At 37.2% G+C, this 25,009-nt stretch carries 21 protein-coding genes; 14 read left to right on the forward strand and 7 right to left on the reverse strand.

Translation table 11 applies throughout. The features are described from left to right. Positions 1–48: 48 nt before the first annotated feature. The 4 genes from ACIGAM_RS04335 to ACIGAM_RS04350 form a co-directional block, all read right to left on the reverse strand. Positions 49–681 carry a DUF937 domain-containing protein gene (locus tag ACIGAM_RS04335; RefSeq protein WP_396510237.1) on the reverse strand — a complete coding sequence of 211 codons (633 nt, stop codon included), beginning with the start codon at positions 679–681 and terminating at the stop codon, positions 49–51. Positions 682–808: 127 nt separating this feature from the next. Continuing rightward, positions 809–1,762: a D-2-hydroxyacid dehydrogenase gene (locus tag ACIGAM_RS04340; RefSeq protein ID WP_396510238.1), complete on the reverse strand. Its 954-nt coding sequence runs from the start codon at positions 1,760–1,762 to the stop codon at positions 809–811. A gap of 103 nt (positions 1,763–1,865) precedes the next feature. Next, complete coding sequence (gene serC, locus ACIGAM_RS04345; protein ID WP_396510239.1) at positions 1,866–2,930, reverse strand: 3-phosphoserine/phosphohydroxythreonine transaminase; 1,065 nt, start codon at positions 2,928–2,930, stop codon at positions 1,866–1,868. Between the two features lie 186 nt (positions 2,931–3,116). Beyond that, positions 3,117–4,178, reverse strand: a complete 1,062-nt coding sequence (locus ACIGAM_RS04350; RefSeq protein ID WP_396510240.1) for an acyl-CoA reductase — start codon at positions 4,176–4,178, stop codon at positions 3,117–3,119. A 169-nt stretch (positions 4,179–4,347) separates the two neighbouring features. Here ACIGAM_RS04350 and ACIGAM_RS04355 point away from each other — a divergent pair, with 169 nt between their 5' ends. Beyond that, entirely contained in the window at positions 4,348–4,698 is a 351-nt protein-coding gene (locus ACIGAM_RS04355; RefSeq protein ID WP_028375773.1) for a 4Fe-4S dicluster domain-containing protein, read from the forward strand. Between the two features lie 70 nt (positions 4,699–4,768). On the opposite strand, the gene ACIGAM_RS04360 is transcribed toward ACIGAM_RS04355, so the two are convergent. Further along, a complete protein-coding gene (locus ACIGAM_RS04360; protein WP_396510241.1) occupies positions 4,769–7,453 on the reverse strand; it encodes a TonB-dependent receptor domain-containing protein in 2,685 nt (894 codons plus the stop codon). A 324-nt stretch (positions 7,454–7,777) separates the two neighbouring features. On the opposite strand from ACIGAM_RS04360, the gene ychF reads away from it, so the two are divergent. After that, the gene (gene ychF / locus ACIGAM_RS04365; protein WP_396510242.1) at positions 7,778–8,872 is read left to right on the forward strand and encodes a redox-regulated ATPase YchF; all 1,095 of its coding nucleotides are present in this window, start codon (positions 7,778–7,780) and stop codon (positions 8,870–8,872) included. Positions 8,873–9,007: 135 nt separating this feature from the next. Here the strand turns inward: ychF and ACIGAM_RS04370 are convergent, their stop codons facing one another. Continuing rightward, complete coding sequence (locus tag ACIGAM_RS04370; protein ID WP_396510243.1) at positions 9,008–9,415, reverse strand: glyoxalase; 408 nt, start codon at positions 9,413–9,415, stop codon at positions 9,008–9,010. 252 nt (positions 9,416–9,667) lie between these two features. On the opposite strand from ACIGAM_RS04370, the gene ACIGAM_RS04375 reads away from it, so the two are divergent. Both ACIGAM_RS04375 and ACIGAM_RS04380 read left to right on the forward strand, forming a co-directional pair. After that, entirely contained in the window at positions 9,668–11,026 is a 1,359-nt protein-coding gene (locus tag ACIGAM_RS04375; RefSeq protein WP_396510244.1) for an NAD-dependent succinate-semialdehyde dehydrogenase, read from the forward strand. A 172-nt stretch (positions 11,027–11,198) separates the two neighbouring features. Then, positions 11,199–11,672, forward strand: a complete 474-nt coding sequence (locus ACIGAM_RS04380; RefSeq protein WP_396510245.1) for a GNAT family N-acetyltransferase — start codon at positions 11,199–11,201, stop codon at positions 11,670–11,672. 114 nt (positions 11,673–11,786) lie between these two features. Here the strand turns inward: ACIGAM_RS04380 and ACIGAM_RS04385 are convergent, their stop codons facing one another. Further along, on the reverse strand, positions 11,787–12,773 hold the full coding sequence (locus ACIGAM_RS04385) for an aldo/keto reductase (protein WP_396510246.1): 987 nt from the start codon (positions 12,771–12,773) through the stop codon (positions 11,787–11,789). Between the two features lie 497 nt (positions 12,774–13,270). Between ACIGAM_RS04385 and ilvD the strand changes: the two genes are divergently transcribed. The 10 genes from ilvD (at position 13,271) to argC (ending at position 24,985) form a co-directional block, all read left to right on the forward strand. Then, entirely contained in the window at positions 13,271–14,947 is a 1,677-nt protein-coding gene (gene ilvD, locus ACIGAM_RS04390; protein WP_396510247.1) for a dihydroxy-acid dehydratase, read from the forward strand. A 10-nt stretch (positions 14,948–14,957) separates the two neighbouring features. Then, positions 14,958–16,691 (forward strand): biosynthetic-type acetolactate synthase large subunit, encoded by a 1,734-nt coding sequence (gene ilvB, locus ACIGAM_RS04395; protein ID WP_396510248.1) that lies wholly within the window; start codon positions 14,958–14,960, stop codon positions 16,689–16,691. Between the two features lie 2 nt (positions 16,692–16,693). Then, a complete protein-coding gene (ilvN, locus tag ACIGAM_RS04400) occupies positions 16,694–17,221 on the forward strand; it encodes an acetolactate synthase small subunit (protein WP_028375764.1) in 528 nt (175 codons plus the stop codon). Positions 17,222–17,254: 33 nt separating this feature from the next. Continuing rightward, a complete protein-coding gene (gene ilvC, locus ACIGAM_RS04405) occupies positions 17,255–18,754 on the forward strand; it encodes a ketol-acid reductoisomerase (protein ID WP_396510249.1) in 1,500 nt (499 codons plus the stop codon). Positions 18,755–18,841: 87 nt separating this feature from the next. Further along, on the forward strand, positions 18,842–20,107 hold the full coding sequence (gene ilvA / locus ACIGAM_RS04410; RefSeq protein WP_396510250.1) for a threonine ammonia-lyase IlvA: 1,266 nt from the start codon (positions 18,842–18,844) through the stop codon (positions 20,105–20,107). A 54-nt stretch (positions 20,108–20,161) separates the two neighbouring features. Then, positions 20,162–21,757, forward strand: coding sequence for an NADP-dependent glyceraldehyde-3-phosphate dehydrogenase (locus ACIGAM_RS04415; protein WP_396510251.1), 1,596 nt, complete (start codon positions 20,162–20,164; stop codon positions 21,755–21,757). 152 nt (positions 21,758–21,909) lie between these two features. Beyond that, positions 21,910–22,044: a hypothetical protein gene (locus ACIGAM_RS04420; RefSeq protein WP_396510252.1), complete on the forward strand. Its 135-nt coding sequence runs from the start codon at positions 21,910–21,912 to the stop codon at positions 22,042–22,044. Between the two features lie 89 nt (positions 22,045–22,133). Next, on the forward strand, positions 22,134–22,778 hold the full coding sequence (locus ACIGAM_RS04425; protein ID WP_396510253.1) for a GNAT family N-acetyltransferase: 645 nt from the start codon (positions 22,134–22,136) through the stop codon (positions 22,776–22,778). Positions 22,779–22,823: 45 nt separating this feature from the next. Beyond that, a complete protein-coding gene (argG, locus tag ACIGAM_RS04430) occupies positions 22,824–24,008 on the forward strand; it encodes an argininosuccinate synthase (RefSeq protein WP_396510254.1) in 1,185 nt (394 codons plus the stop codon). Further along, complete coding sequence (argC, locus tag ACIGAM_RS04435) at positions 24,008–24,985, forward strand: N-acetyl-gamma-glutamyl-phosphate reductase (protein WP_396510255.1); 978 nt, start codon at positions 24,008–24,010, stop codon at positions 24,983–24,985. The genes argG and argC overlap by 1 nt, the downstream gene beginning before the upstream one ends. The last annotated feature ends 24 nt before the right edge of the window (positions 24,986–25,009 follow it).

The raw sequence follows: 25,009 nt of genomic DNA on the forward strand, positions 1-25,009 counted from the left end.
ATAAAAGCCGCTTAAAAAGCGGCTTACTAATCACTTAAGCAATGAAAACTATTTTCCAAAAAGACCACCTAGCATTCCGCCAAGCCCACCTTTTTTATTAGATCCTAAAACCATACCGGCAACATCATCTAAAACGCTGCCGTCACCGTCTGCATCTATTAAGCTTTCGATAAGACTTTGATTTCCTTTAGGCTGGCCTCCTAACATACTTCCTAAGATTCCGGAAAGTGCGCTAGAATCATTTACATTATTTTGTTTAGTTTCTTTACCTATAACACCTAAAAGAATAGGAGCTGCTATTTTTAAAATTTGAGCTACCGTACCCGCGTCAAGTCCTGATTTTTGACTAAGCGTATTTTCTACAACTGGTTGTTTACCACCTAAAACATGACCTAGAATACCTGCACCGTCGCTCATAACACCTTCATCTACACTACCTCCACCTAAGAGACTTCCTAGGTTGTCTAAAATGCTGCCATCGTGTTTGTTGCTTATAGCGCCAAGTAGCCCCGAAGCACCTTCTGGTGTCTGAGCATTTTTTTTCATTGCACCTAGCAATACGGGTAGGGCCATACCCAATACATCTGCAGTTTTGCTTTCTGAAGCGCCGGTCTGTGCGCTTGCACCGCTAATTAGTTGTTTTCCTAAGTCACTATTTAATAAGTCTAATAAACCTGCCATTTTCTTTTAATTATTATGTTAGACCTTAAAGATAAGAAGTTTTTATAGTTTTTAACACTTTATTAAGGATTGTTGCGCATAAAAAAAGCCGAAATCTCTTTCGGCTTTAATCTACAAAAATTCTAATTTATTTGTTTAGAATACTATCTATCTGTTCTGCAAGTTCAGTACCTATACGATCCTGAGCTTCATTTGTAGCAGCACCTATGTGCGGAGACAAAGTAATTTTAGGATGCATAAGAATTCTAATTTCCGGTTTAGGCTCACTTTCAAAAACATCTAATCCTGCAAATGCTAATTTACCAGAGTCTAAAGCATCTATTAAAGCGATCTCGTCTATAACTCCACCACGTGCAGCATTAATAAGCGCAGCCCCATCTTTCATCATCTCTAATTCAGCTTTACCTATAACATATTCTTTTTGAGCAGGTACATGTAATGTGATGAAATCTGCTTCTTTAAGAACGTCTTCTTTAGATTTACTTTCAAACTTAAAAGTAACCTCCTGCCCATCAAAAAAGTCAAGTTTAACTTCGGCTTTCTCCATATAAGGATCAGAATAAATAACTTTCATACCGGCTCCTAAAGCAACCTTCGCGGTAGCCTGACCAATACGACCAAAACCAATAACACCTAAGGTTTTTCCTCTTAATTCAACACCTTTAGCATATGCTTTTTTAAGATCACCAAATTTTGATTCTCCTTCTAACGGCATATTGCGGTTAGCGTCATATAAGAAACGTACACCACCGTATAAATGGGCAAAAACTAATTCTGCTACAGAAGCAGATGAAGAAGCCGGAGTATTGATTACGCTTAGACCTTTATCTTTTGCATATTGAACATCAATATTATCCATACCTACACCACCACGTCCTATTAATTTAAGGCTAGGACAGGCATCTATAAGTTCTTTGCGCACTTTAGTAGCACTACGTACAAGTAGTGCATCTATTTGATTTTCGTTGATATAGTTTTCTAATTGCTCTTGAGCAACTTTGGTGGTGATGATCTCAAAACCGGCAGCTTTTAGAGCGTCTACTCCAGATTGTGATATGCCATCGTTTGCTAAAACTTTCATCTTTTATATTTGAATTTACCCGCTATGCGAGTGTTAATAATAGGAGGTTAACCCCATTTTAATATAGTTTCATATTTTTATACCGCAGTTTAGTTAGCAGTGATTAAGCTTTACGCTCTAATTCACTCATAACATCAACTAGCGTTCCTACGCTCTTAAGTGATAACGCATTGTACATAGACGCACGGTAACCACCTACGCTACGGTGTCCATTTACACCACTAATACCAGCTTCTTTAAGCATCGTATCAAAAGTTTCCTTAAGATTGTCTTCTGTAAGGTTAAATGTAGCATTCATAATAGAGCGATCTTCTACAGCTGCAAAACCTGTAAATAGAGGATTTAAATCTATTTCAGAATAAATAAGAGTAGCTTTTTTATCGTTATTTTCTTCGGCACCCTTAATTCCGCCATTATTTTTTAACCATCTTAATGTTAGTAAAGAGGTGTAAACGGCAAATACAGGTGGTGTGTTGTACATACTTCCTTTAGAAATATGTTGAGTATAATCTAGCATAGCTGGTACCTGACGTGTTACTTTACCTAAAATGTCTTCACGTACCACTACAAGAGTTGTACCTGCTGGGCCCATATTTTTTTGAGCGCCGGCGTAAATAAGATCAAACTTGGTAAAATCTAATTGTCTAGAAAAAATATCACTACTCATATCTGCTACTAGCGGAATGTCTAATGCAGGTATGTTTTTAAGTTGTGTACCAAAAATGGTATTGTTTGTAGTAACGTGTAGATAATCTAAACCGGAAGGAATCGAGTAGTCCTTAGGTATATAGTTGAAATTTTTATCCTTAGAACTAGCTACTTCAACAACATCTCCAAAAATCTTGGCTTCTTTAATTGCTTTATCACTCCAGGTACCTGTATTTAAGTACCCTGCTTTATTTTCTAGTAAGTTGTATGCTGCCATAACAAATTGCATACTTGCACCTCCCTGAAGAAATAAGGCTTTATAACCCTTACCTTCAAGACCTAAGAGTTGTAGTGCAAGCTCACGAGCTTCTTCCATCACGTCAACGAAGTCTTTACTACGGTGAGAAATTTCTAAAAGGGATAAACCTGAATTATTGAAATCTAATACGGCGTCAGAGGCCTGTTTAAGCACTTCTTGTGGAAGAATACTTGGTCCGGCACTGAAATTATGTTTTTTCATGGATTGAATATTTGATCTGCTTAATCTTTATTTTTAGAAGTCGAAAAATTACGGATTTTAAAATACAATACATAAGAATCAACCTTGATTCTCAATGCGGGATTATTATTTTAAAAAGCAATGCAAAGATGCCTAAAAGCTTGACAAAAGACCTTAAATTATTGATAATTTATAGGATGCAAACCTTTATATTTTTAGTAAAAATGCAATGGTATCTACACCATCAGCATAATCGCTAAGTTTCGGCTTTTGAGCCTGCCCAAAGTCAACTTCTTTTTGATGAAAACCGGAAGCTACAATGCATTGAATCTGGTCTTCATGTTTATCTAAATACTCTTTCAATTTGTCTAGACTCTCATAGCGCTCATAAAAAACAACTGAAATAGGTGAGGAGAAGCTTTCATCTTCTTTTAAAACTAAAAATCCATTATCAAGTATAGGAAACAAACTCATTAAATAAACCGCTTTATTATAGTCGTAATTATTAGCGTATTTATGGTGGTTTAGCAAGTCTTTATAATTAAACATAGCCTTATAGAAAGAGTCAAAATTATAATCCTTCGGAACAAAAAGTTTTGAGACACTGCGGCAACCCATTCCAAAATATCTAAAGATGTCGTCACCCAGTAACTCAAGTTCTTCTTTAGATTCATTACCTGTTAAAACTGCTACCGCATTTCGGTTTTTACGTATGATGTGGGGCTTAGTTTTGAAGTAATATTCAAAATACCGCGCAGTATTGTTGCTGCCTGTAGCAACAACCGCATCAAAAGTAGTTAGTTTACCTTCAGTGAATTCTATTCTATTTTCAAAAAGCGGTTCTATCGCTGTAAGTACCTTAGCTAAAAATGGAAGTATTAATTTATCGTCTGATGATAATTTTGCCAGTACCGAATGTCCACTAATAAGAACGCTTAGAAAATCGTGAAATCCTACTAGGGGAAGATTGCCTGCCATAATAACGGCTACACGTTTTGACTCTAAATTGGTATCAAAAGTATAGGTACTAGTCCAGTTTTTTAGAGAAGTTTCAGTGAGTGTTTCTGACCAGCTGCTAAGTGCCATTTGCAGATGTTCTGGGGTAAACCAGGCATTTTCACGCGTAGCGGTTTTAAGCACTTCTGCAAACTGAAGTTGTAAACTTTGAGTATCAGCTAATGCCAATTCACTTTTTGTAGTGTTCGACAAAAAATCATTTAAAAAAAGACCCAGCTTTGAGAATGCAGTAATTCTTTGGTTTAAATCCATAAATGGTTTGGTAGAGTTAAGGGCAGACCTTAATTTTGTACGTTGATATTAAAAAGTAATACACCATATCAAATGGGTATTAACGTTAAACTTTAATTTAGTTTTAGCAGAATTTAATTATCAAAAGTCCACTTTAGGGCAAAATTACGGATAAGAAAACGATTATACTATGGCAATTATAATAACTGATGAATGTATTAACTGCGGGGCTTGTGAGCCAGAATGTCCTAATACCGCAATTTATGAAGGTGCTGATGACTGGCGCTATGCAGACGGGACAGACCTTGAAGGTAAAGTTGTTTTACCTGACGGGAAAGAAGTAGATGCAGATGAAACTCAGGAGCCTATAAGTGATGAGGTTTATTACATCGCACCAGATAAATGTACAGAATGTATGGGCTTTCACGAGGAGCCACAGTGCGCTGCTGTATGCCCTGTAGACTGTTGTGTGCCTGATGATAACCACGTAGAGTCTGAAGAAACTTTATTGGCGAAGCAAGCTTTTATGCACCATAAATAGCATTAAATATTTTATATAAAGAAAAAGCCCGGCAACTTGCCGGGCTTTTTTATGCACTTTATTTTCTAAATCAAAAATTGAAGGTTAAGCGGCTATAGTAATATGCACCGCTAAAGCCCATTTGTACCGAATCCCAGTAACCCCCGGCTTCAGTCCAGTCATCTTGCTGATCTGGATATACGTTAAACAGGTTTGTACTACCTACCTGTAGTCTTAAATGGTCTGAAAGATCAAAACCAAAAACAAGATCTGTAATTACCTTAGGGCTGTAGTAATCTGTAGCACCTGCTAATAAAGCATCATTATCTGCATATCCTAAATCTGCAGGTGTTTCAAAAACCTGAAAATCTAACAAGCTTATTTCGCTAAAGCGGGTAAATGAAAGTCCAGTGCTAAACCAGTTGCGCTCATAGTTTAAATTTAAACTCATTTTGCTGTCTGGAGCAGAAGCTAATAAAAAGGCTTTATCGCGTTCTCCAAAGAAAGTTTGCTCATCTAATGCTCCATTTTTAACGTCTGTGATTTCCATATCGTTAAAGTTGCCAGTAAAGGTGGCACTAAACACATTTTCATTAATACGCTTTTTGTAACTTAAAACTACGTCCAAACCTTTTGTGCGGGTATCCGCTCCGTTTGCAAAAAACTGTGCAGCTTCAACACCGGGAATAGCTGTAGCATCAAAATTACCGGTAAGCACAATACGATCTTTTACACTAATGTAATACCCGTCTATCGTAGCTGAGAATGCACCTATATTAGCAGTAAAACCTAAAGCAGCATTTAACGCTGTTTCTTCTTTGAGAGGACCTATACCAAAAGATGCAGTCACGGGACTATTGTTAGGGGATAGTACAGATTCTAAAGCGTCACCGCCTACAAAGTTTGTAAAACGCAGATTGTAGTAAATCTGTGCTAAAGATGGAGCTCTAAAGCCAGTACTCACAGAACCACGCAAATTTAAATTATCACTTATTTTTAAACGAGAAGCCAGTTTCCCATTAATGGTGCTTCCAAAGTCGCTGTAATTTTCAAAACGAGCTGCAGCACTTAAAAGTAGGCTTTCCGTTAGATCAAATTCAGTATCTGCATATAAAGAGACGTTAGATCTGCTGCGGTCTACCTCATTGGCAGGGCTGTATCCCGGAAATCCCTGAGAACCTCCCGGTCTTGGGTCGCCAGAAGCAGCATCTATAGGCTGTGTTTGTGTGGCAGGATCTATTATTAATCTTCCGGTAGTATCGTAGGTGCCGTAAGACCCCTCTTCACCAGCAAAAATTATAAAGTTTTCAGTACGATATTCTGCACCAAAAGCGATGTTCATCCCCGAAAGGATATCATCATAATATTTGGAAAAATCGAGATTTATAGTATTCTGATCTAAACTGTGACCACCGGCGTCAAAATCTGTTGGAGAAAGATCTTCTAGACTCGCATTGAGAGTACCTTTAATGTAGTAATGAAAGAAGTTTTTTCCGTAGGTATTGCTTAAATCCATATTCCAACCAGAATCAGATTTTGTACGTACACCTACTGAAACTGAGTTATCTGTAATAATAGAAGTAATACGCGGTGTAAAACCATTAGGAAAGATTGAGGTTACCACGCGGGCTCCATCATTTCGTGTAAATGCAAAAGCATCTGTATCGCGGTAATTACGACCACCAAAAGCATAAATTTCAGTTTTATCAGAAACCGGATATGCAACATTTGCAAAAAGGTTTAACCCTTCAATCGCAGCTTCTCCAAAACCTTTTCTAAATTCAAAACCGGGACGAAGCGTCTTATTTTTATTAATGTACTCGGTCGTAAAGTTTGCGTAACCGCCATTGTCGCCAAGTGCCACACCATAGTTAACACCTACTTTTACAGAACCGCCATCAAAGGATTTATCTTTTCCTATAGCATTACCATCGCGCTCTGTATCTAAGCGATATCCATCAGTATTCCATAACCCATAAGGATCTGTGCCAAAATCTCCTTGGGCATCTGTATTATAAAATCCATAGCTCACAGAACCCTCAACAGAATCTGTCTTATCTTTTAAAACAATATTAATCACACCTGCTATCGCATCAGAGCCATATTGCGCCGAAGCACCGTCTCTTAAAACTTCGATACGCTTAATTGATGTTACGGGAATTGCATTTAAATCTGTACCCGTATTTCCTCGTCCGCGCGTTCCAAATATATTTATCAAAGAAGATTGGTGGCGGCGTTTGCCATTAATTAAAACTAACGTCTGGTCTGGTCCTAAACCACGCAATGAAGCGGGATCAATGTGATCTGCCCCATCAGAACCAGATTGTTTATTAGCATTAAAAGAAGGTGCTGCGTACTGTAATAATTGGTTTACCTCAAGTTGTCCACTTTGAGTGCTCACTTCAGCCACGTCTATAATATCAATAGCAACAGGAGTATCTGTAGAAGTACGTTTGGGGCTACGCGAACCTACAATTTGCACTTCGCTAAGTTGCACACCGCTCGCCATCGTAACGTCTATTTGCGTTTTTCCGTTTACAGCGATTTCTTGCTGTTCAAATCCTATATACGAGAATATTAGGGTTGCATCGTCACTTACATCAATAGTGTATTTTCCGTCAAAGTCTGAAGTAGCACCTTTTATAGTTCCCTTTTGTACAATATTTACACCGGGGAGTAATGTGCCTTCAGCGTCTGTTATGGTACCCGTAACGGTATTTTGAGCCCAGACGATGCTGCAAAACACACTAAAAAATAATGTAATTTTTAATTTCATATTAGATTGTTTAAGAGTTGATTATTCAAAAGTATTCAAAGGAATGCCATTTTAGGTTGAATTAAATATAATGAATTAACATTTTATTTGATTAATAAATAAGAAGTATTAAAATTTTTAATATCTCAAAATGAGGGCTTTATATTGAGAATTATTTAAAAGGTAAATTATCAAGTGAAGATCTAATATTGGGCAAAACCGCTGTGTTTACCTATAAAAGTAACGACAAGATTGTTGTCTCAAACATCTGCTAATTATTGTTTGTGTCTATAGTCTTAAAATCTATAGAAGCTTCCTATATTTGCGCCTCCAAAAATTATAGTAATGAAAGCAGGTATCGTAGGATTGCCAAATGTGGGTAAATCAACTCTTTTTAATTGTTTGTCAAATGCTAAGGCGCAAAGTGCAAACTTTCCTTTTTGTACCATCGAGCCTAATGTAGGTGTGGTTAATGTACCAGATCCAAGACTTTTAAAGCTTGAAGAATTGGTTAATCCAGAACGTGTAGTGCCTGCTACTGTAGATATTGTAGATATTGCAGGATTAGTTAAAGGTGCAAGTAAAGGAGAAGGTTTAGGAAATCAGTTTTTAGGAAACATTAGAGAGACCGATGCGATTTTGCATGTATTGAGATGTTTTGATAATGATAATATTGTGCACGTTGACAACAGCGTAAACCCGGTTAGAGATAAAGAAACTATAGATATTGAGTTACAGCTTAAAGATCTTGAGACGGTGGATAAGAAGCTTGAGAAAGTAAAAAAAGCTTCTCGTACGGGTAATAAAGATGCTCAAAAAGAAGAAACTGTTTTACTTAAAATAAAAAGCTCGTTAGAGCAGGGTATTTCTATACGTGCTATCGAGTTTTCTGATGAAGATTACGCGGAATATGTAAAGCCATTACAATTTATTACAGACAAACCTGTTATGTATGTATGTAATGTAGATGAAGGTTCTGCCGTTGATGGTAATGCATACGTAGAGCAAGTACGCGAAGCGGTTAAAGATGAAAAGGCAGAAGTTCTGGTACTTGCAGTAGGTACTGAAGCAGATATAACAGAACTTGATGATTATGAAGAGCGCCAGATGTTTTTACAGGATATAGGTCTTGATGAACCGGGTTCTGCAAAACTAATACGTGCGGCTTATAAATTGTTAAAGCAACAAACCTACTTTACTGCAGGTGTAAAAGAAGTACGAGCATGGACAATTAATATAGGTTCTACTGCGCCACAGGCTGCAGGAGTAATTCATACTGATTTTGAAAAAGGATTTATACGTGCTGAGGTTATAGGCTACGAAGATTTTGTAAAATTTGGTAGCGAAGCTAAAGTGAAAGAAGCCGGTAAAATGGGTGTAGAAGGAAAAAATTATATCGTTAAAGATGGCGATGTGATGCACTTCTTATTTAATGTATAAAACGTAGCTGCAGCAGCTATAAGTAGTTTATAATATTAAAAATCCCTCTGGATATTGTTCTAGAGGGATTTTTTTAGTAATAAATATTGAAGAGCTATCTCTATATATTTCTATTTTAAGTATACCAAAAAAACACTAAACTGCCATTTCCTTTTCAAGCAATTGAATATTGCTCTGTATACGTTCACGCACCAAATTCATCATACGCTTATTTAATGCCGAAGAGTTTTTAATATAAGTTCGGTACTCCTCAAGTGTAAATTGACCTATAAGCATCCCTTTAAGACTGTTTCTAAATTTAATATCCTTCTGTATTGCATTTTCAATATAAGCCAGGCGTTTTTCTACCGTTAGATTGTAATACACATTCTTGTGCTTAGCGATATAATTCCTAAACGCTTCAACTAATAAATCATTTTGAAGTTTTGCAACTGGTCTGAGTGTCGCATTTTGAAAATGCTCTTCGGCACTCATTTGATCATTTATTTTAGCCGAAGGTATTTCTGGTCTTACGTCTATGAGTTGCGTATCTCGAGTTTTCATAATAAGAAGTTTTCTAAAATTAATTATAATAAATAGGCTTCAAGAATGAAGCCAAAAGAGTTGTGAACGACTTATAAACACTTAGAATCTATTTTATAAAAAAGCTCTTTATTTTAGGATCAATTTATATTCTGCAGCTTCTCAAATTTGCATTCCCAACCTTCTTACGTTAAAGTGCTCTTAATCGGCCAAGGGCTTTGTATAACGCTTTCTAACTTTATAAAATAATTCGAAAAAACTAAACATATTCTGATGATTCAATCTATAAATCCATACAACCAAAAAGTTGTATTCGAAACTAAAGAATTAACAATCGAAGAAACTAAAAGTGCTATAGATCAAGCGCACGATAGATTCTTATCCTGGCGGAAAACATCATATGCAGAACGCAGTAAGTTGATGAAAGCGGCGGCTGCAGAGCTCAGGAATAATAAGCAGGAATATGCAGAGACAATGACCTTAGAGATGGGAAAACCCATTACTCAGGCAATTTCCGAAATCGAAAAATGTGCATGGGTTTGTGACTTTTATGCAGAAAATGCAGCAGATCAATTAGCACCTAAGAGTATAGAAACAGACGCAGAAGAAAGCTATGTGAGCTACGAGCCTATAGGCGTTGTACTTGCTGTTATGCCGTGGAATTATCCGTTTTGGCAAGTGTTTCGCTTCGCGGCACCAGCATTAATGGCGGGTAATATTGGCATTTTGAAACACGCGAGTAATGTGATGCGTAGTGCAGACAATATACAGAAGGTTTTTGAGCGTGCAGGTTTTCCTAAAAATTGCTTTACGCATTTACCGTTAAGCAGCTCAAAAATAGAAGATGTAATTAAGAATCCTAAAGTTAAAGCGGTGACACTAACAGGAAGCACACCCGCCGGAAAGGCTGTTGCTTCTACCGCAGGGAGTGAGATTAAAAAATCGGTTTTAGAATTAGGCGGTAGTAATGCGCTGGTTTTATTTGAAGATTGTAATCTTGAAGAAACGCTTAAAAAAACAGTTACAGCTCGTTTTCAAAATACAGGACAGAGTTGTATCGCCGGTAAACGTTTAATTGTTCACGAAGATATTGTAGAGGAGTTTACTAAAAAGTTTGTGGCAGCAGTCAAAAACTTAAAAAGCGGCGATCCTATTAATGAAGATACCTATATAGGTGTAATGGCGCGTGAGGATCTTGCCGAAGAATTAGAAGAACAGCTGAATAAAACACTTAAAGCAGGAGGAAAATTATTGCTGGGAGGGAAACGTAATAAGGCCTATTTTGAACCTACAATTGTGGGTGACGTAACTTCAGATATGACGTTGTTTAAAGAAGAAACCTTTGGTCCTGTAATAGGTATTACCACTTTTAAAACTGAAGAAGAAGCTGTTGATTTAGTAAATCAATCAATTTTTGGTCTGGGAGTTTCCATCTTTACAGAAGATAAAGCCCGAGCAAAACGACTGGTTCCGCAATTTGATGACGGTGCCGTTTTTGTAAATGATCTTGTAAAAAGCGATCCGCGATTGCCTTTTGGAGGAACTAAGATTTCGGGCTATGGCCGCGAACTTTCTATAGACGGAATACAAGAGTTTGTAAATAAAAAAACGGTGTATTTTAATAAATTTTAGATTCTTAATTATTAAGAATAGTTTGTTATAATTTAGAACATACCTAAAATTAGCTCCTAGTCTTTAATGTATAAACTATAGGAAAGAAGACTGGGAGTTAAAATATTTTTTACAGTTTTTATAATGGGGTATGCTATTAAAAATGTGTAATCATTAATATTTATTTTCAAATATGCCTTCAGTAAACATTAAACGCGTAGAAAAAAGAGATACTAACTTTATTCTGGAATTACTTCCCAGCCTTACAGATCCTGAGTTACCACATTGGCGTGATCCTAATGTGATGCTTGATATTGATCAACGTATTATTAAAGCTGAAATTCTGGACGGAAATAAGGATAATGCCATTTTTATTGCGGAAGATGAAGAAAATAAGCAGCAACTGGGATTTATATTTTTAGAAATAGGAACCGATTATTATCACAGAGAGCCACACGGTCATATTGCAGACATTATCGTTTCACCAAATGCTCGAGGTCGCGGCATAGGAAAACTGCTAATGAGTAAAGCTGAAGAATGGACAAAAGACTGTGGCTATAGCTTACTAACTTTGAATGTTTTTGATGATAATAAAAAGGCCAGAAAACTTTATTCTTCATTAGGTTTTACTCCAGATTTAACCAAATACGGAAAAATCCTGGAGTAAAAAATAGGAAATACTAAATTAGAAATACAAACTAGTTTCTGATAAAAGTAAAGTAAGGAGAAAGAAGAAAAATATTAGTTTTCAACGATTCCACGATTAACATTCAACTTCCATTTACCACCGCTGATGTACATCTGGTTTGATGTATTCTTTATAAATCGCATTCATTTTTTTGATTTGGTCTGAACTTAACTTTTCACGATTATAAATTGAAAGATTAGATTGTAAATGCTCAGTTTTAGAAGCGCCTGGGATTACGGTACTTACAGTAGGGTGATTTAATATCCATTGCAATGCAATAGGAGCCAGGTTCTCAGAATCAGGAAATACGCTTTTTAACTCGCTTACTGCATGAAGCCCCTTTTCAAAATTAACGCCAGAAAAAGTTTCTCCTTTATCAAAGGCTTCCCCATTACGGTTAAAATTTCGGTGATCTTCTTCATCAAAAGAGCTGTTTGTATCAAATTTTCCGGTTAACAAACCGCTTGCTAACGGAACGCGTACAATTACTCCAATATCATTCTTTTCTGCCTCGCTAAAAAATAGCTCAGCAGGACGTTGTCTAAACAGATTAAAAATGATTTGTACTGTAGTCACATTATCGTATTGCATTGCTTTTAGGCCTTCTTCAACTTTCTCAACACTCACACCTAGATTTGCAATTTTACCTTCTTTTTTAAGATCTTCAAAAAGACCAAAAATCTCAGGTCTGTAATAGGTGTCAGTAGGTGGGCAGTGTAGTTGTATAAGGTCTAAGCGTTCTAACCCTGTGTTTTTTAAACTACCTTCAACAAAACCCCTCAATGCTTTTATAGAATAGCCTGCGTCAATATGCGGATTTATTTGTCTACCACATTTTGTGGCAACATATACTTTTTCAGATCGGGATTTTACAACACGTCCTACTGCAGCTTCACTCAAACCATTTTCATAAACATCTGCGGTGTCAATAAAATTGATGCCTTCATCTATAGCTGTATTTAAAATGGTATCTGCATTAGAATTATCAAATCCCGAACCCCATTTGCCACCTACCTGCCATGTACCAAGTGCGATTTCTGAAACTTTAAATCCTGTTTTGCCTAATTTTCTATAATTCATCCCTAAATGCGTTTAATAATTTTCAATAAAAATACAAAAGCACTGTTCTTCTCATAACTTAAAAGCCTTAAACCCTTCCTAAAATTCAGTATTTCTAAAAATGAGACCTTAGTGTTCATTTAGTCGCCGTAGGTTAACTGTTAGGTTTAAAATTCAATACTTTTGGTCTGTAATGAGAAAGCAAATAATTCGTATACATTCTATCGTCATTAAGAACCCTTAATGCGGGACGGTGTATTATATACTAGACCTTCCGTATTTTGGAAGGTTTTTTTTTGGATATAAATCACTAATGTAAATATTTAACAAACTCAAAATCAGCATTATTCAACAAAAATCAAATAGATTTTAGGAGTTGAACATAGTAGTATTATAAGGTTAAAATATTGTTTTTCAGAGCTTTAACAAGTTTTTGTGAACGTCTGATATATTCAAAGCTTTTTTGTTGCAAAATAGTTGAGAACAGGATTAATTAATTTCGGTACAGATTTAAAAAAATGGAATTAAACAAATACAGTAAAGCAGTTACTCAAGACCCAACTCAGCCGGCAGCTCAAGCGATGTTGCACGCAATAGGTCTTACAGATGAAGATTTTAAAAAACCTATGGTGGGCATTGCAAGTACGGGATATCAAGGTAACCCGTGTAATATGCATCTTAATGATCTAGCAACTTATGTAAAAGAGGGTGTAGATGCTAATGACCTTGTAGGTCTTATATTTAATACAATAGGTGTAAGTGATGGTATTTCTATGGGAACTCCAGGAATGCGTTTTTCACTGCCATCGCGTGATATAATTGCAGATTCTATGGAGACTGTTGTGCAGGCGATGAGTTATGATGCACTGGTAACCGTAGTAGGTTGTGATAAAAATATGCCGGGTGCTTTAATGGCACAATTGCGATTAGACAGGCCTTCTATTTTAGTATATGGTGGTACAATTGCTCCGGGTTGTCATAATGGTAAAAAGCTAGATGTTGTTTCGGCTTTTGAAGCCTGGGGATCTAAAGTTTCAGGAACTATTGATGAGGCAGAATTTAAGAGTGTAATTAATAAAGCCTGTCCCGGTGCTGGCGCCTGTGGTGGTATGTATACTGCAAACACAATGGCTTCTGCAATTGAAGCATTAGGAATGTCGTTACCTTATAACTCCTCAAACCCTGCAGTAAGTAGTAATAAAGAAGAAGAATGTAAACGTCTGGGTTCTGCATTGCGCAACCTTATCGAAAAAGATATTAAACCCAGTGATATTGTGACTGCAAAATCATTAGAAAATGCAGTACGATTAGTAACTGTTTTAGGCGGTTCTACTAATGCGGTTCTTCACTTTTTAGCAATAGCGAAAGCTGCACAGCTAGAATTCAAGTTGGCAGATTTTCAGAGAATAAGCGATACTACACCATTTTTAGCAGATTTAAAGCCTAGCGGAAAATACCTTATGGAAGATCTTCATAATGTAGGTGGTGTTCCCGGAGTTTTAAAATATATGCTTGCTGAAGGTATGCTGCACGGTGAATGTCTTACTGTAACTGGTAAAACACTTGCCGAAAATCTTGCGGAGGTTCCTGATCTTGATGAAGGTCAAGATGTGATTCATACTAAAGAAAACCCTATTAAAGAAACCGGCCACATACGTATTCTCTACGGTAATATAGCTACAGAAGGTAGTGTTGCTAAAATTACAGGTAAAGAGGGATTACACTTTAGCGGTACAGCTCGTGTATTTGACGGGGAGTACGCAGCAAATGACGGTATAGGTAAAGGTGAGGTTAAAAAAGGAGATGTAGTTGTTATTAGGTATGAAGGCCCACAAGGCGGACCCGGAATGCCAGAGATGTTAAAACCTACGGCAGCAATTATGGGAGCAGGCCTTGGTAAAGAGGTTGCCTTAATTACAGATGGCCGTTTTTCTGGAGGCACACACGGTTTTGTGGTGGGACACATTACTCCTGAAGCACAAACGGGTGGTAATATAGCTTTAATTGAAAATGGAGATATCATAACTATTAACGCAGAAGAAAATACCATTTCAGTCAATGTTTCTGATGAGGAACTGGCTAAACGAAAAGAAAAATGGACAGCTCCAAAACTTAAATTTGAGCGTGGGGTACTTTATAAATATGCAAAAACAGTGTCTTCTGCATCTGAAGGATGTGTGACAGACGAAATGTAGCAGTAGGCTTATGGAAACACAAACTATTAAATTACAGGCCACAGATTCGCAAGCAACAGAGCGTATCACAGGTAAGGAGGCAATCATAAGATGTTTACTTGCAGAAGGGGTCGATACCTTATACGGCTATCCTGGTGGGGCCATTATGCCGGTATATGATGAGTTGTATAAGTATCAAGATCAGATAAACCACATACTTACCCGTCACGAGCAAGGAGCAACTCATGCTGCTCAAGGGTATGCACGTGTGAGTGGGAGAGTGGGAGTTGCTATTGCAACTTCAGGTCCCGGAGCTACAAACCTGATTACCGGTATTGCAGATGCACAGATAGATTCTACGCCTATGGTATGTATTACCGGTCAGGTAGCATCTAATTTATTAGGGAGTGATGCATTTCAGGAAACAGATATTATTGGGATCTCTACACCGGTAACAAAATGGAATTGCCAGGTGACTAAAGCTTCTGAAATACCTGAAGTAATGGCGAAAGCCTTTTACATCGCACGCAGTGGTCGTCCAGGTCCTGTATTGATAGATATTACAAAAGATGCTCAGTTTGAAGAGTTTGATTTTAAATATAAAAAGTGTACGGCTATACGTAGTTACAAGCCAGTTCCTAAATTAATTCCAGACGATGTAGCGGCAGCAGCAAAAATAATCAACGCAGCAAAAAAACCGTTGATCGTTTGGGGTCAGGGTGTTATTTTAGGTAAAGCTGAAGAAGAGTTTAAGGCTGTTGTAGAAAAATCAGGAATACCTGCTGCCTGGACAATTCTAGGAGTTTCTGCAATACCTACAGACCACCCGTTAAATGTAGGTATGGTTGGGATGCACGGTAATTACGCTCCTAATATGCTTACAAATGAATGTGATGTTCTAATAGCTATAGGGATGCGATTTGATGATCGCGTTACCGGAGATTTAAAAACCTATGCAAAGCAGGCTAAGGTGATTCACTTTGAAATAGATCCTGCCGAAGTAAATAAAAACGTTACTGCAGATGTTGCGGTTTTAGGGAATAGTAAAGAAAGCCTCGCAGCACTACTTCCATTACTCGAAGAAAAGTCACATACAGAGTGGCATCAGCAATTTAAGGATATGTATAAAACCGAATATGATAAAATCATAAACGACGATATACATCCTACCAAAGAAGGCCTTACTATGGGTGAGGTCTTAGAAGGTATCAATACAGTAACTAAAGGAGATGCGGTAATTGTATCTGATGTAGGGCAGCACCAGATGATAGCTTGCCGTTATGCAAAATTCAATAAATCAAAAAGTAATATTACATCTGGTGGTTTAGGGACTATGGGCTTCGCTCTTCCTGCGGCTATAGGTGCAAAAATGGGAGCTCCAGATCGCCCTGTTGTGGCAATTATAGGTGATGGTGGATACCAAATGACAATTCAGGAATTAGGTACCATTTTTCAAACTAAGGTTCCTGTAAAAATTGTAGTATTAAATAATGACTTTTTAGGAATGGTGCGCCAGTGGCAACAACTGTTTTTTGATCGTCGTTACGCTTCTACAGAAATGGTAAATCCAGATTTTGTAGCTATTGCAAAAGGCTACTTCATAGACGCCCAGAAAGTAACAAAGCGCGAAGATTTAGCAGGTGCTATAGAAACGATGCTAGCTTCAGACGGCCCTTACTTTTTAGAGGTAAAAGTAGAAAAAGAAGATAATGTGTTCCCAATGATTCCATCAGGAGCATCAGTTTCAGACATTAGATTAGAATAATTATGAGCGAAATAAAAACATTCACCGTATCTATTTATACCGAAAATAACATCGGTTTATTAAATCGTATTTCGGCAATATTTCAGCGTAGAAAAATAAACATCGAGAGCTTAAATACTTCGATGTCTGAGATTGAAGGAGTATCAAGATTTGTAATTGTTATTAATGTAACTGAAGAACAAATCAAAAAAATCATCGGGCAGTTAGAAAAACAAGTTGAGGTTATTAAAGCTTTTTATCATACCGATGAACAGACTATTTTCTTAGAAACGTGCTTATTTAAAATCAAATCTGATCTGTTGTTTGAAGAACGCCAGATTCAGAATATTATCAAAGAAAGCAACGCGCAGATTGTTACGGTAAACAAAGAATTTTTTGTGCTTGAGAAAGCGGGACGTCGCTCAGAAATAGAATTGCTTTACAGAGAACTTAGTGCTTTTGGTATTATGCAATTTGTACGATCAGGTCGTATTGCTGTTACAAAAGATGAAATGAAAATTTCTACGATGCTCGCAGAATTTGCAGAATAAAACAACTAATCATAATCAATAAAACATATCAAAATGTCAAATTACTTTAATACACTATCCCTAAGAGATCAGTTAGCTCAGCTGGCAAAATGCCGATTTATGGAGTCTGATGAGTTTTCTAACGGAATAGAAGCCTTACGCGATAAGAAAGTAGTAATCGTAGGCTGCGGTGCACAGGGTTTAAATCAAGGTTTAAACATGCGTGACAGTGGTCTAGATATTTCTTACACACTTCGTGAAAGTGCTATTAAAGAAAAAAGAGCTTCGTATAAAAATGCTGTTGAAAATGGTTTTAATGTAGGTACTTACGAAGAGTTAATTCCTACTGCAGATCTGGTTTGTAATCTTACACCAGATAAGCAGCATACTTCGGTAGTAAATGCAATTATGCCATTGATGAAAGAGGGGGCAACTTTAGCTTACAGTCACGGTTTTAATATCGTAGAAGAAGGGATGCAAATACGTAAAGATCTTACGGTAATTATGTGTGCACCTAAGTGCCCGGGATCTGAAGTACGAGAAGAATATAAGCGTGGTTTTGGAGTGCCTACATTAATTGCAGTGCATCCCGAAAATGATCCGCAGGGTCACGGTTTAGATCAGGCAAAAGCATACGCGGTTGCAACCGGTGGAAACAGAGCAGGTGTTTTAGAATCTTCTTTTGTTGCTGAGGTTAAAAGTGATTTAATGGGTGAACAAACTATTTTATGTGGTATGCTTCAAACAGGTTCTATTCTCTGTTTTGATAAAATGATTGAAAAAGGAATAGATAAAGGTTATGCTTCAAAACTGATTCAGTACGGTTGGGAGACAATTACGGAAGCGCTTAAGCATGGTGGTATTACCAATATGATGGATCGTCTTAACAATCCTTCAAAGATTAAAGCCTTTGAATTAGCTGAAGAAATCAAAGAAATAACACGTCCATTATTTCATAAACATATGGATGATATCATCTCTGGTCATTTCTCAAAAACAATGATGGAAGACTGGGCTAATGATGATGTAAATCTTCATAAATGGAGAGCAGAAACTGGAGAAACCGCTTTTGAAAAAACTCCAGCAGGTAGTCAGGAAATTAGTGAGCAGGAATACTTTGATCACGGGGTATTGATGATTGCAATGGTTAAAGCCGGTGTTGAACTTGCTTTTGAAACAATGACTGAAGCAGGTATTATTGAAGAGTCTGCTTATTATGAGTCATTACATGAAACACCTTTAATTGCAAATACGATTGCTCGTAAAAAATTATTTGAGATGAACCGTGTGATCTCTGATACTGCAGAATACGGTTGCTATTTATTTGATCATGCGTGTAAGCCTATGTTGACAGATTTTATGAAAAACATAGATACTAACGTAATCGGAAAAGCTTACGCAACCGATAATGGTGTAGATAATAAAGCATTAATAGCAGTTAATGACGCTATACGCTCACACGAGGTAGAAGCTGTAGGAGGGTGGTTGAGAGAATCTATGACTGCAATGAAAGATATTAAGACTGTTGCTTCACAAGAAGCAGTTACAGCTTAATAATTTTAAAATTCACTGTTTAAACTAAACGTATTTACGATCATAATCGGCTGTGAATACGTTTAGTCAATCAAAATAGTTCCAATTTTGAGCGACTTAAAAACCACATATTTTCCAGATTTAGAAAATGTTAGAAAGGCTGCAGATACCTTGAGAGGGGTTGCGGCCTTAACTCCTTTATTACCTAGTCTAAGCTACTCGCGTAGTTTAGATGCAAATATTCTCTTAAAGAGAGAAGATTTACAGCAGGTACGATCCTATAAGATTAGAGGAGCATTTAATAAAATTAGTTCGTTATCTCAGGAAGATAGGGATAAAGGTATTGTTTGTGCCAGCGCAGGTAATCACGCTCAAGGGGTTGCTTATGCGTGTGCCAAGCTTAAGATTAACGGCACTATTTTTATGCCTGCGCCTACACCAAATCAGAAAACAGAACAGGTTAAAATGTTTGGGGGAGATTATGCGACTATTGTATTAACCGGTGACACCTTTGATGATGCATACAAAGCTGCAAAAATTGATTGCGACGCGTTGGGTAAAATATTTGTACATCCTTTTGATGACGAAAAAATAATAGAAGGTCAGGCTACTGTAGGATTAGAAATTATAGAACAAGCATCTGAAGAGATTGATTATGTTTTTGTACCGGTAGGTGGTGGTGGTTTAGCTTCAGGGTTGAGCACTGTTTTTCATCTGTTGTCTCCAAATACTAAAGTCATAGGGGTAGAGCCTGAGGGAGCACCGTCTATGAGTACTTCTATATTTAACAGAGAAAATACAACTCTTTCTTTAATCGAAAAGTTTGTTGATGGTGCAGCCGTACAACGTGTAGGTGATCGCAATTTTGCAATTTGCAAAGAATATTTACATCAGATGGTAACGGTTCCAGAAGGTAAAGTGTGCCAGACTATTTTAGATTTATATAATAAAGATGCAATTGTTGTTGAACCAGCAGGAGCGCTAACTTTGGCAGTGCTCGATCAGTTTGCAGATGAGATTAAAGGTAAAAATGTGGTGTGTATCGTTAGTGGAAGTAACAACGATATTACCAGAACTGCCGAAATTAAAGAGCGCGCTTTGCTTTACAGAGGATTAAAGCATTATTTCATAATTCGGTTCCCACAGCGTGCAGGAGCCTTACGTGAATTTTTAAATGAAATCTTGGGGCCAGACGACGATATAACCTTTTTTGAATATAAGAAAAAAACCTCACGAGAAGACGGTCCGGCCGTGGTTGGTATAGAAATTAAAGATTCAGCCAGCTTAAACCCACTTATCGCGCGTATGAAAAATCGCAACTTCTTTGGAGAGTATTTAAATGACAAACCAGATTTATTTGAATTCCTTATTTGATTATGCGATTTTTTGCATTCAGTCAATACCAATTCAGAACACATAAAACGAGCCATGAAACAACTTACTACAGAAATACCAGAACAATTTAAAGTAACACCCATAGAGCAGAAAACCTATTTAATAGATGGAAAGCTTTTAAATTGGGAGGGTAAAACTGCTGATGTTTTCTCAAGTATTCATACCGAAATTGACGGAGAACGAAAGCCTACCCGACTGGGATCAACTCCTAATCTGGGTAAAACGGAAGCTCTACTAGCAGTTGATGCAGCTCATAAAGCCTATGATAAAGGGCAAGGGTTGTGGCCTACTATGAAAGTCGCTGACCGTATTAAATGTATGGAGTCATTTGTGGAAAAGATGAAAACTAAGCGAGAGCTTATCGTTAAACTTTTGATGTGGGAAATTTGCAAAAATTACCCAGACAGCCAGAAAGAATTTGATCGTACAGTTGAGTATATTAATGATACCATCGCAGATTATAAAGATATGGATCGCGATAGTGCAAAGTTTTACAAGCACGATGGTATTCATGCACACATACGCCGTGGTCCTTTAGGAGTTGTATTGTGCTTAGGGCCTTATAACTACCCCCTTAATGAAACTTTTTGTTTGCTTATTCCCGCTTTAATTATGGGGAATACAGCAGTATTTAAACCGGCTAAACACGGTGTTTTATTAATAGCTCCGTTACTAGAAGCATTTCAGGAAAGTTTTCCTGCCGGTGTTGTAAATGTAGTATTTGGTAGAGGTAGAGAGATTGCCTCTCCAGCAATGGAAACCGGAAAAATAGATGTGCTGGCACTCATAGGCCACAGTTCTTCTGCTAATGCTTTACAAAAGTTACATCCTAAGCAAAACCGTTTACGTTTAGTTTTAGGTTTAGAAGCTAAAAACCCTGCTATTATTTTACCAGATGCAGATTTAGATCTTGCAGTAGCAGAGTGTATTGCAGGTACGTTATCTTTTAATGGACAGCGTTGTACTGCGTTAAAAGTGATTTACGTGCACGAAAATATCGCGGAGACATTTAATCGCAAATATGCAGAGGCTGTAGACGCATTAAAATTTGGCTTGCCCTGGGAAGATGGAGTTAAGTTGACGCCCTTACCAGAACCTTCTAAACCTACTTACATTCAGGAATTGATAGATGATGCTAAAGCTAAAGGAGCTTCTATCTTAAATGAAAAAGGAGGTACACATTCTGAGAATTTTATTTGGCCTGCAGTTTTATTTCCTGTAACTAAAGAAATGCAGGTTTATAAAGAAGAGCAATTCGGCCCGGTTGTTCCTGTGCTTACGTTTAAACATATAGATGAACCTCTTGATGATATGGCAGAATCTAATTACGGGCAGCAGGTAAGTCTTTTTGGAAAAGATGTAAAAGCGCTCGCTCCACTAATTGATACCTTAGTAAACTTAGTATGTCGTGTTAATTTAAATAGTTCGTGCCAGCGAGGTCCAGATGTGTATCCTTTTACAGGTAGAAAAGATTCTGCGGTAGGTACATTAAGTGTTCACGATGCGTTGCGCTCCTTTTCGATACGTACATTTGTAGCTTCAAAAGATAATGATTACAATAACGCAATACTTAATGAGTTATTAGATACTAAGAAATCAAATTTTGTAAGTACAGATTACTTATTATAATACTTAATAAATGGTTGTTTAGTTAAAAATACAGCAGTGAAAATTTATTTTTTACCTGAAACTTGAAGAAATCATAAAAAAGTAGATTTATTTGACATTTACCAAGTAAAATGGTCTGTCATTTAAATCTACTTTGTACTTTAGCATAACAAATGAAAGGAATACATCAACATATAAATGAAATAAAGCAAGCTGTAAAAGCTGTGCTTTTATCATTATACCCAGTTGAGACCCATACTACATTGGTTGCTATTCCTGTACGCCGTTATGAGCGTCGCCGCCCCTAGTGGGTGCAGTTTTCTTGGGAACTTAGGTGAGTCCGGTTCCGTCTTCAATTTCAATTTCACTTTTTTTCTAACTTCCAATTCAAAAGAATATGGAAATTATTATTGCAAATAAATCCCATGCGGGATATGCACAATATATATGCGATACCATCGCAGAATCAGCAAAAGTTCGTGGTACCGGTATCGCAAAACGTACTCCAGAGTATGTAATTACTAAGATGGAAAACGGAAATGCCGTTATCGCTCTCGATGGTGAGAAATTTGCGGGTTTCTGCTATATTGAAGCTTGGGGTCATGGAAAATTTGTAGCCAATAGTGGTCTTATTGTACATCCTGACTACAGAGGGAGCGGTCTTGCGAGACAAATAAAAGAAGCCATTTTTAAACACTCCCGGTTTAAGTATCCAGATGCTAAAGTTTTTGGTATTACTACAGGTCTTGCGGTGATGAAAATTAACTCTGATTTAGGATATAGACCGGTTACATTCTCTGAACTTACAGATGATCCTACCTTCTGGAAAGGGTGCCAAACTTGTCGCAACTATGATATTCTACAGCGTACGGAGCAGAAAATGTGCTTATGTACCGGGATGTTGTATGATCCTGTGAAAGAGGAAAAAAAGAAAGCGGTAGAAGCTGAAGTAAAGAAAGAGATGAACCCTAAAGCTTTTACCCGTTTAAAAAGCATTAAAGAACATTTGTTTCTTAAGAAAGATAAAAAGAATCAAGATTAAAACGCTTAGAGTACTTCAGTAGAATCTAAGACAAAACAGTTAAGCATGAAAAAATTAGTTCTCGCCTACAGTGGCGGTCTCGACACCAGTTATTGCGCAAAATACCTTTCCGAAGAAAAAGGTTTTGAAGTTCACGCGGTGAGTATAAACACCGGAGGTTTTAGTCAGGAAGAGATTGATGAGATTGAATCTAAAGCTTTAAAAATAGGAGCTAAATCCTATAAAAACATACAGGCTGTAGATCGTTTTTACAATAAAGTTGTAAAAAATCTTATCTACGGGAATGTTCTAAAAAATAATACATATCCGCTTTCAGTAAGTGCAGAACGTATTATTCAGGCAGTTGAGATTATTAACTATGCTAAATCTATAGATGCGCAATATGTTGCTCACGGGAGTACCGGTGCAGGGAATGATCAAGTGCGTTTTGATATGATTTTTCAGACATTAGCTCCAGAAATTGAGATCATAACGCCTATACGTGATTTACAACTTTCAAGACAAGCAGAGATTGATTATTTAAAAAGTCACGGTGTTGAAATGGCCTGGGAAAAGGCTAAATATTCGGTAAACCGTGGTCTTTGGGGGACCAGTGTAGGAGGGAGTGAAACCTTGACCTCACATCAGGGACTTCCGGAATCTGCCTTTCCGTCACAAGTAGAAAAAACAGAAGCTGAGCACGTGACCTTAACTTTTACAAAAGGAGAATTAACCGCTGTAAATGGTAAGTCTGCAGGTGCAGTAGAGAATATTGAAACACTGCAAAAGCTTGCAGCTCCCTTTGGTATAGGTCGTGATATTCACGTGGGAGATACCATTATAGGTATTAAAGGTCGAGTAGGTTTTGAAGCCGCAGCACCTGTAATTATTATAAAAGCACACCATCTTTTAGAGAAGCACACGCTAACAAAATGGCAAATGCAGCACAAAGATTACCTCGCTAATTTCTATGGAATGCATTTGCACGAAGGTCAATATCTAGATCCGGCTATGCGCAATATGGAAGCGTTTTTAGAAGACAGTCAAAAAAATGTTAGTGGTGAAGTATATGTAACCTTACATCCATATCGTTTTACGCTAGAAGGTATTAAGTCTGATCACGATTTGATGAATGCATCGTTTGGAGCTTATGGCGAAATGAATAAAGGATGGACTGCGGATGATGCTAAAGGTTTTATAAAAATCACGGGAAATCAAAATAAGATTTATAACCACGTAAACGGAAACTAATGATCAAAGCGGGAATAGTAGGTGGAGCAGGATATACGGCAGGTGAACTACTGCGTATTTTATTAAACCATTCACATATAGAACTGAGTTTTGTTTATAGCACCTCAAATGCCGGTAATTTATTAAGCGATGTGCATCAGGATTTATTAGGTAGCACAGCATTGCGATTTGCTGATGCAGTTGATTTTTCGGTAGATGTGGTTTTTCTATGTCTTGGTCACGGCAATTCAAAGGCATTTTTAGATGCGCATGTTTTTGAAGAGCGTACTATTATAATAGATCTAAGTAACGATTTTCGCTTAAAACCATATGCAGAATTTCAAGGTCGGGAATTTGTATACGGCTTAACAGAATTAAATAGAGACAGTATTAAACAAGCGGGATCTATTGCAAATCCGGGTTGTTTTGCAACAGCAATTCAATTGGCTTTGTTGCCCCTTGCTGATGCCAGAAAGATTACCGCAGACATTCACGTTAATGCCGTTACGGGAGCAACCGGTGCAGGTACTTCCCTTTCTGCAACAACACATTACACTTGGAGAGATAATAACTTTTCTTACTATAAGCCATTTACCCACCAGCATATGGGTGAAATTAATCAGACGGTAACACAGTTACAATCTAATTTTGATAACGAAATTTTTTTCTTACCGAACCGCGGTAATTTTTCAAGAGGGATTTTCGCTACGGCATATACCAAATTTGATGGCGACTTAGATGCGATTAAAAAAGTGTATCAAGACTATTATGCTGATGCACCTTTCACATTTATTTCTGAAACAGATGTGCATATGAAACAGGTGGTAAATACAAATAAATGTTTGATTCATCTACACAAACAGGGAAACCAATTGCTAATTACAAGCTGTATTGATAATCTTTTAAAAGGAGCTTCAGGGCAAGCAGTAGAAAATATGAATCTTATTTTCGGGCTTCCACAGACTGAAGGTCTCAATTTAAAAGGTAGTTATTTCTAATAGAATCTCTCTATTCTCTTTCAG

This window comes from Leeuwenhoekiella sp. NPDC079379, from assembly GCF_044542075.1.
GTDB lineage: Bacteria > Bacteroidota > Bacteroidia > Flavobacteriales > Flavobacteriaceae > Leeuwenhoekiella.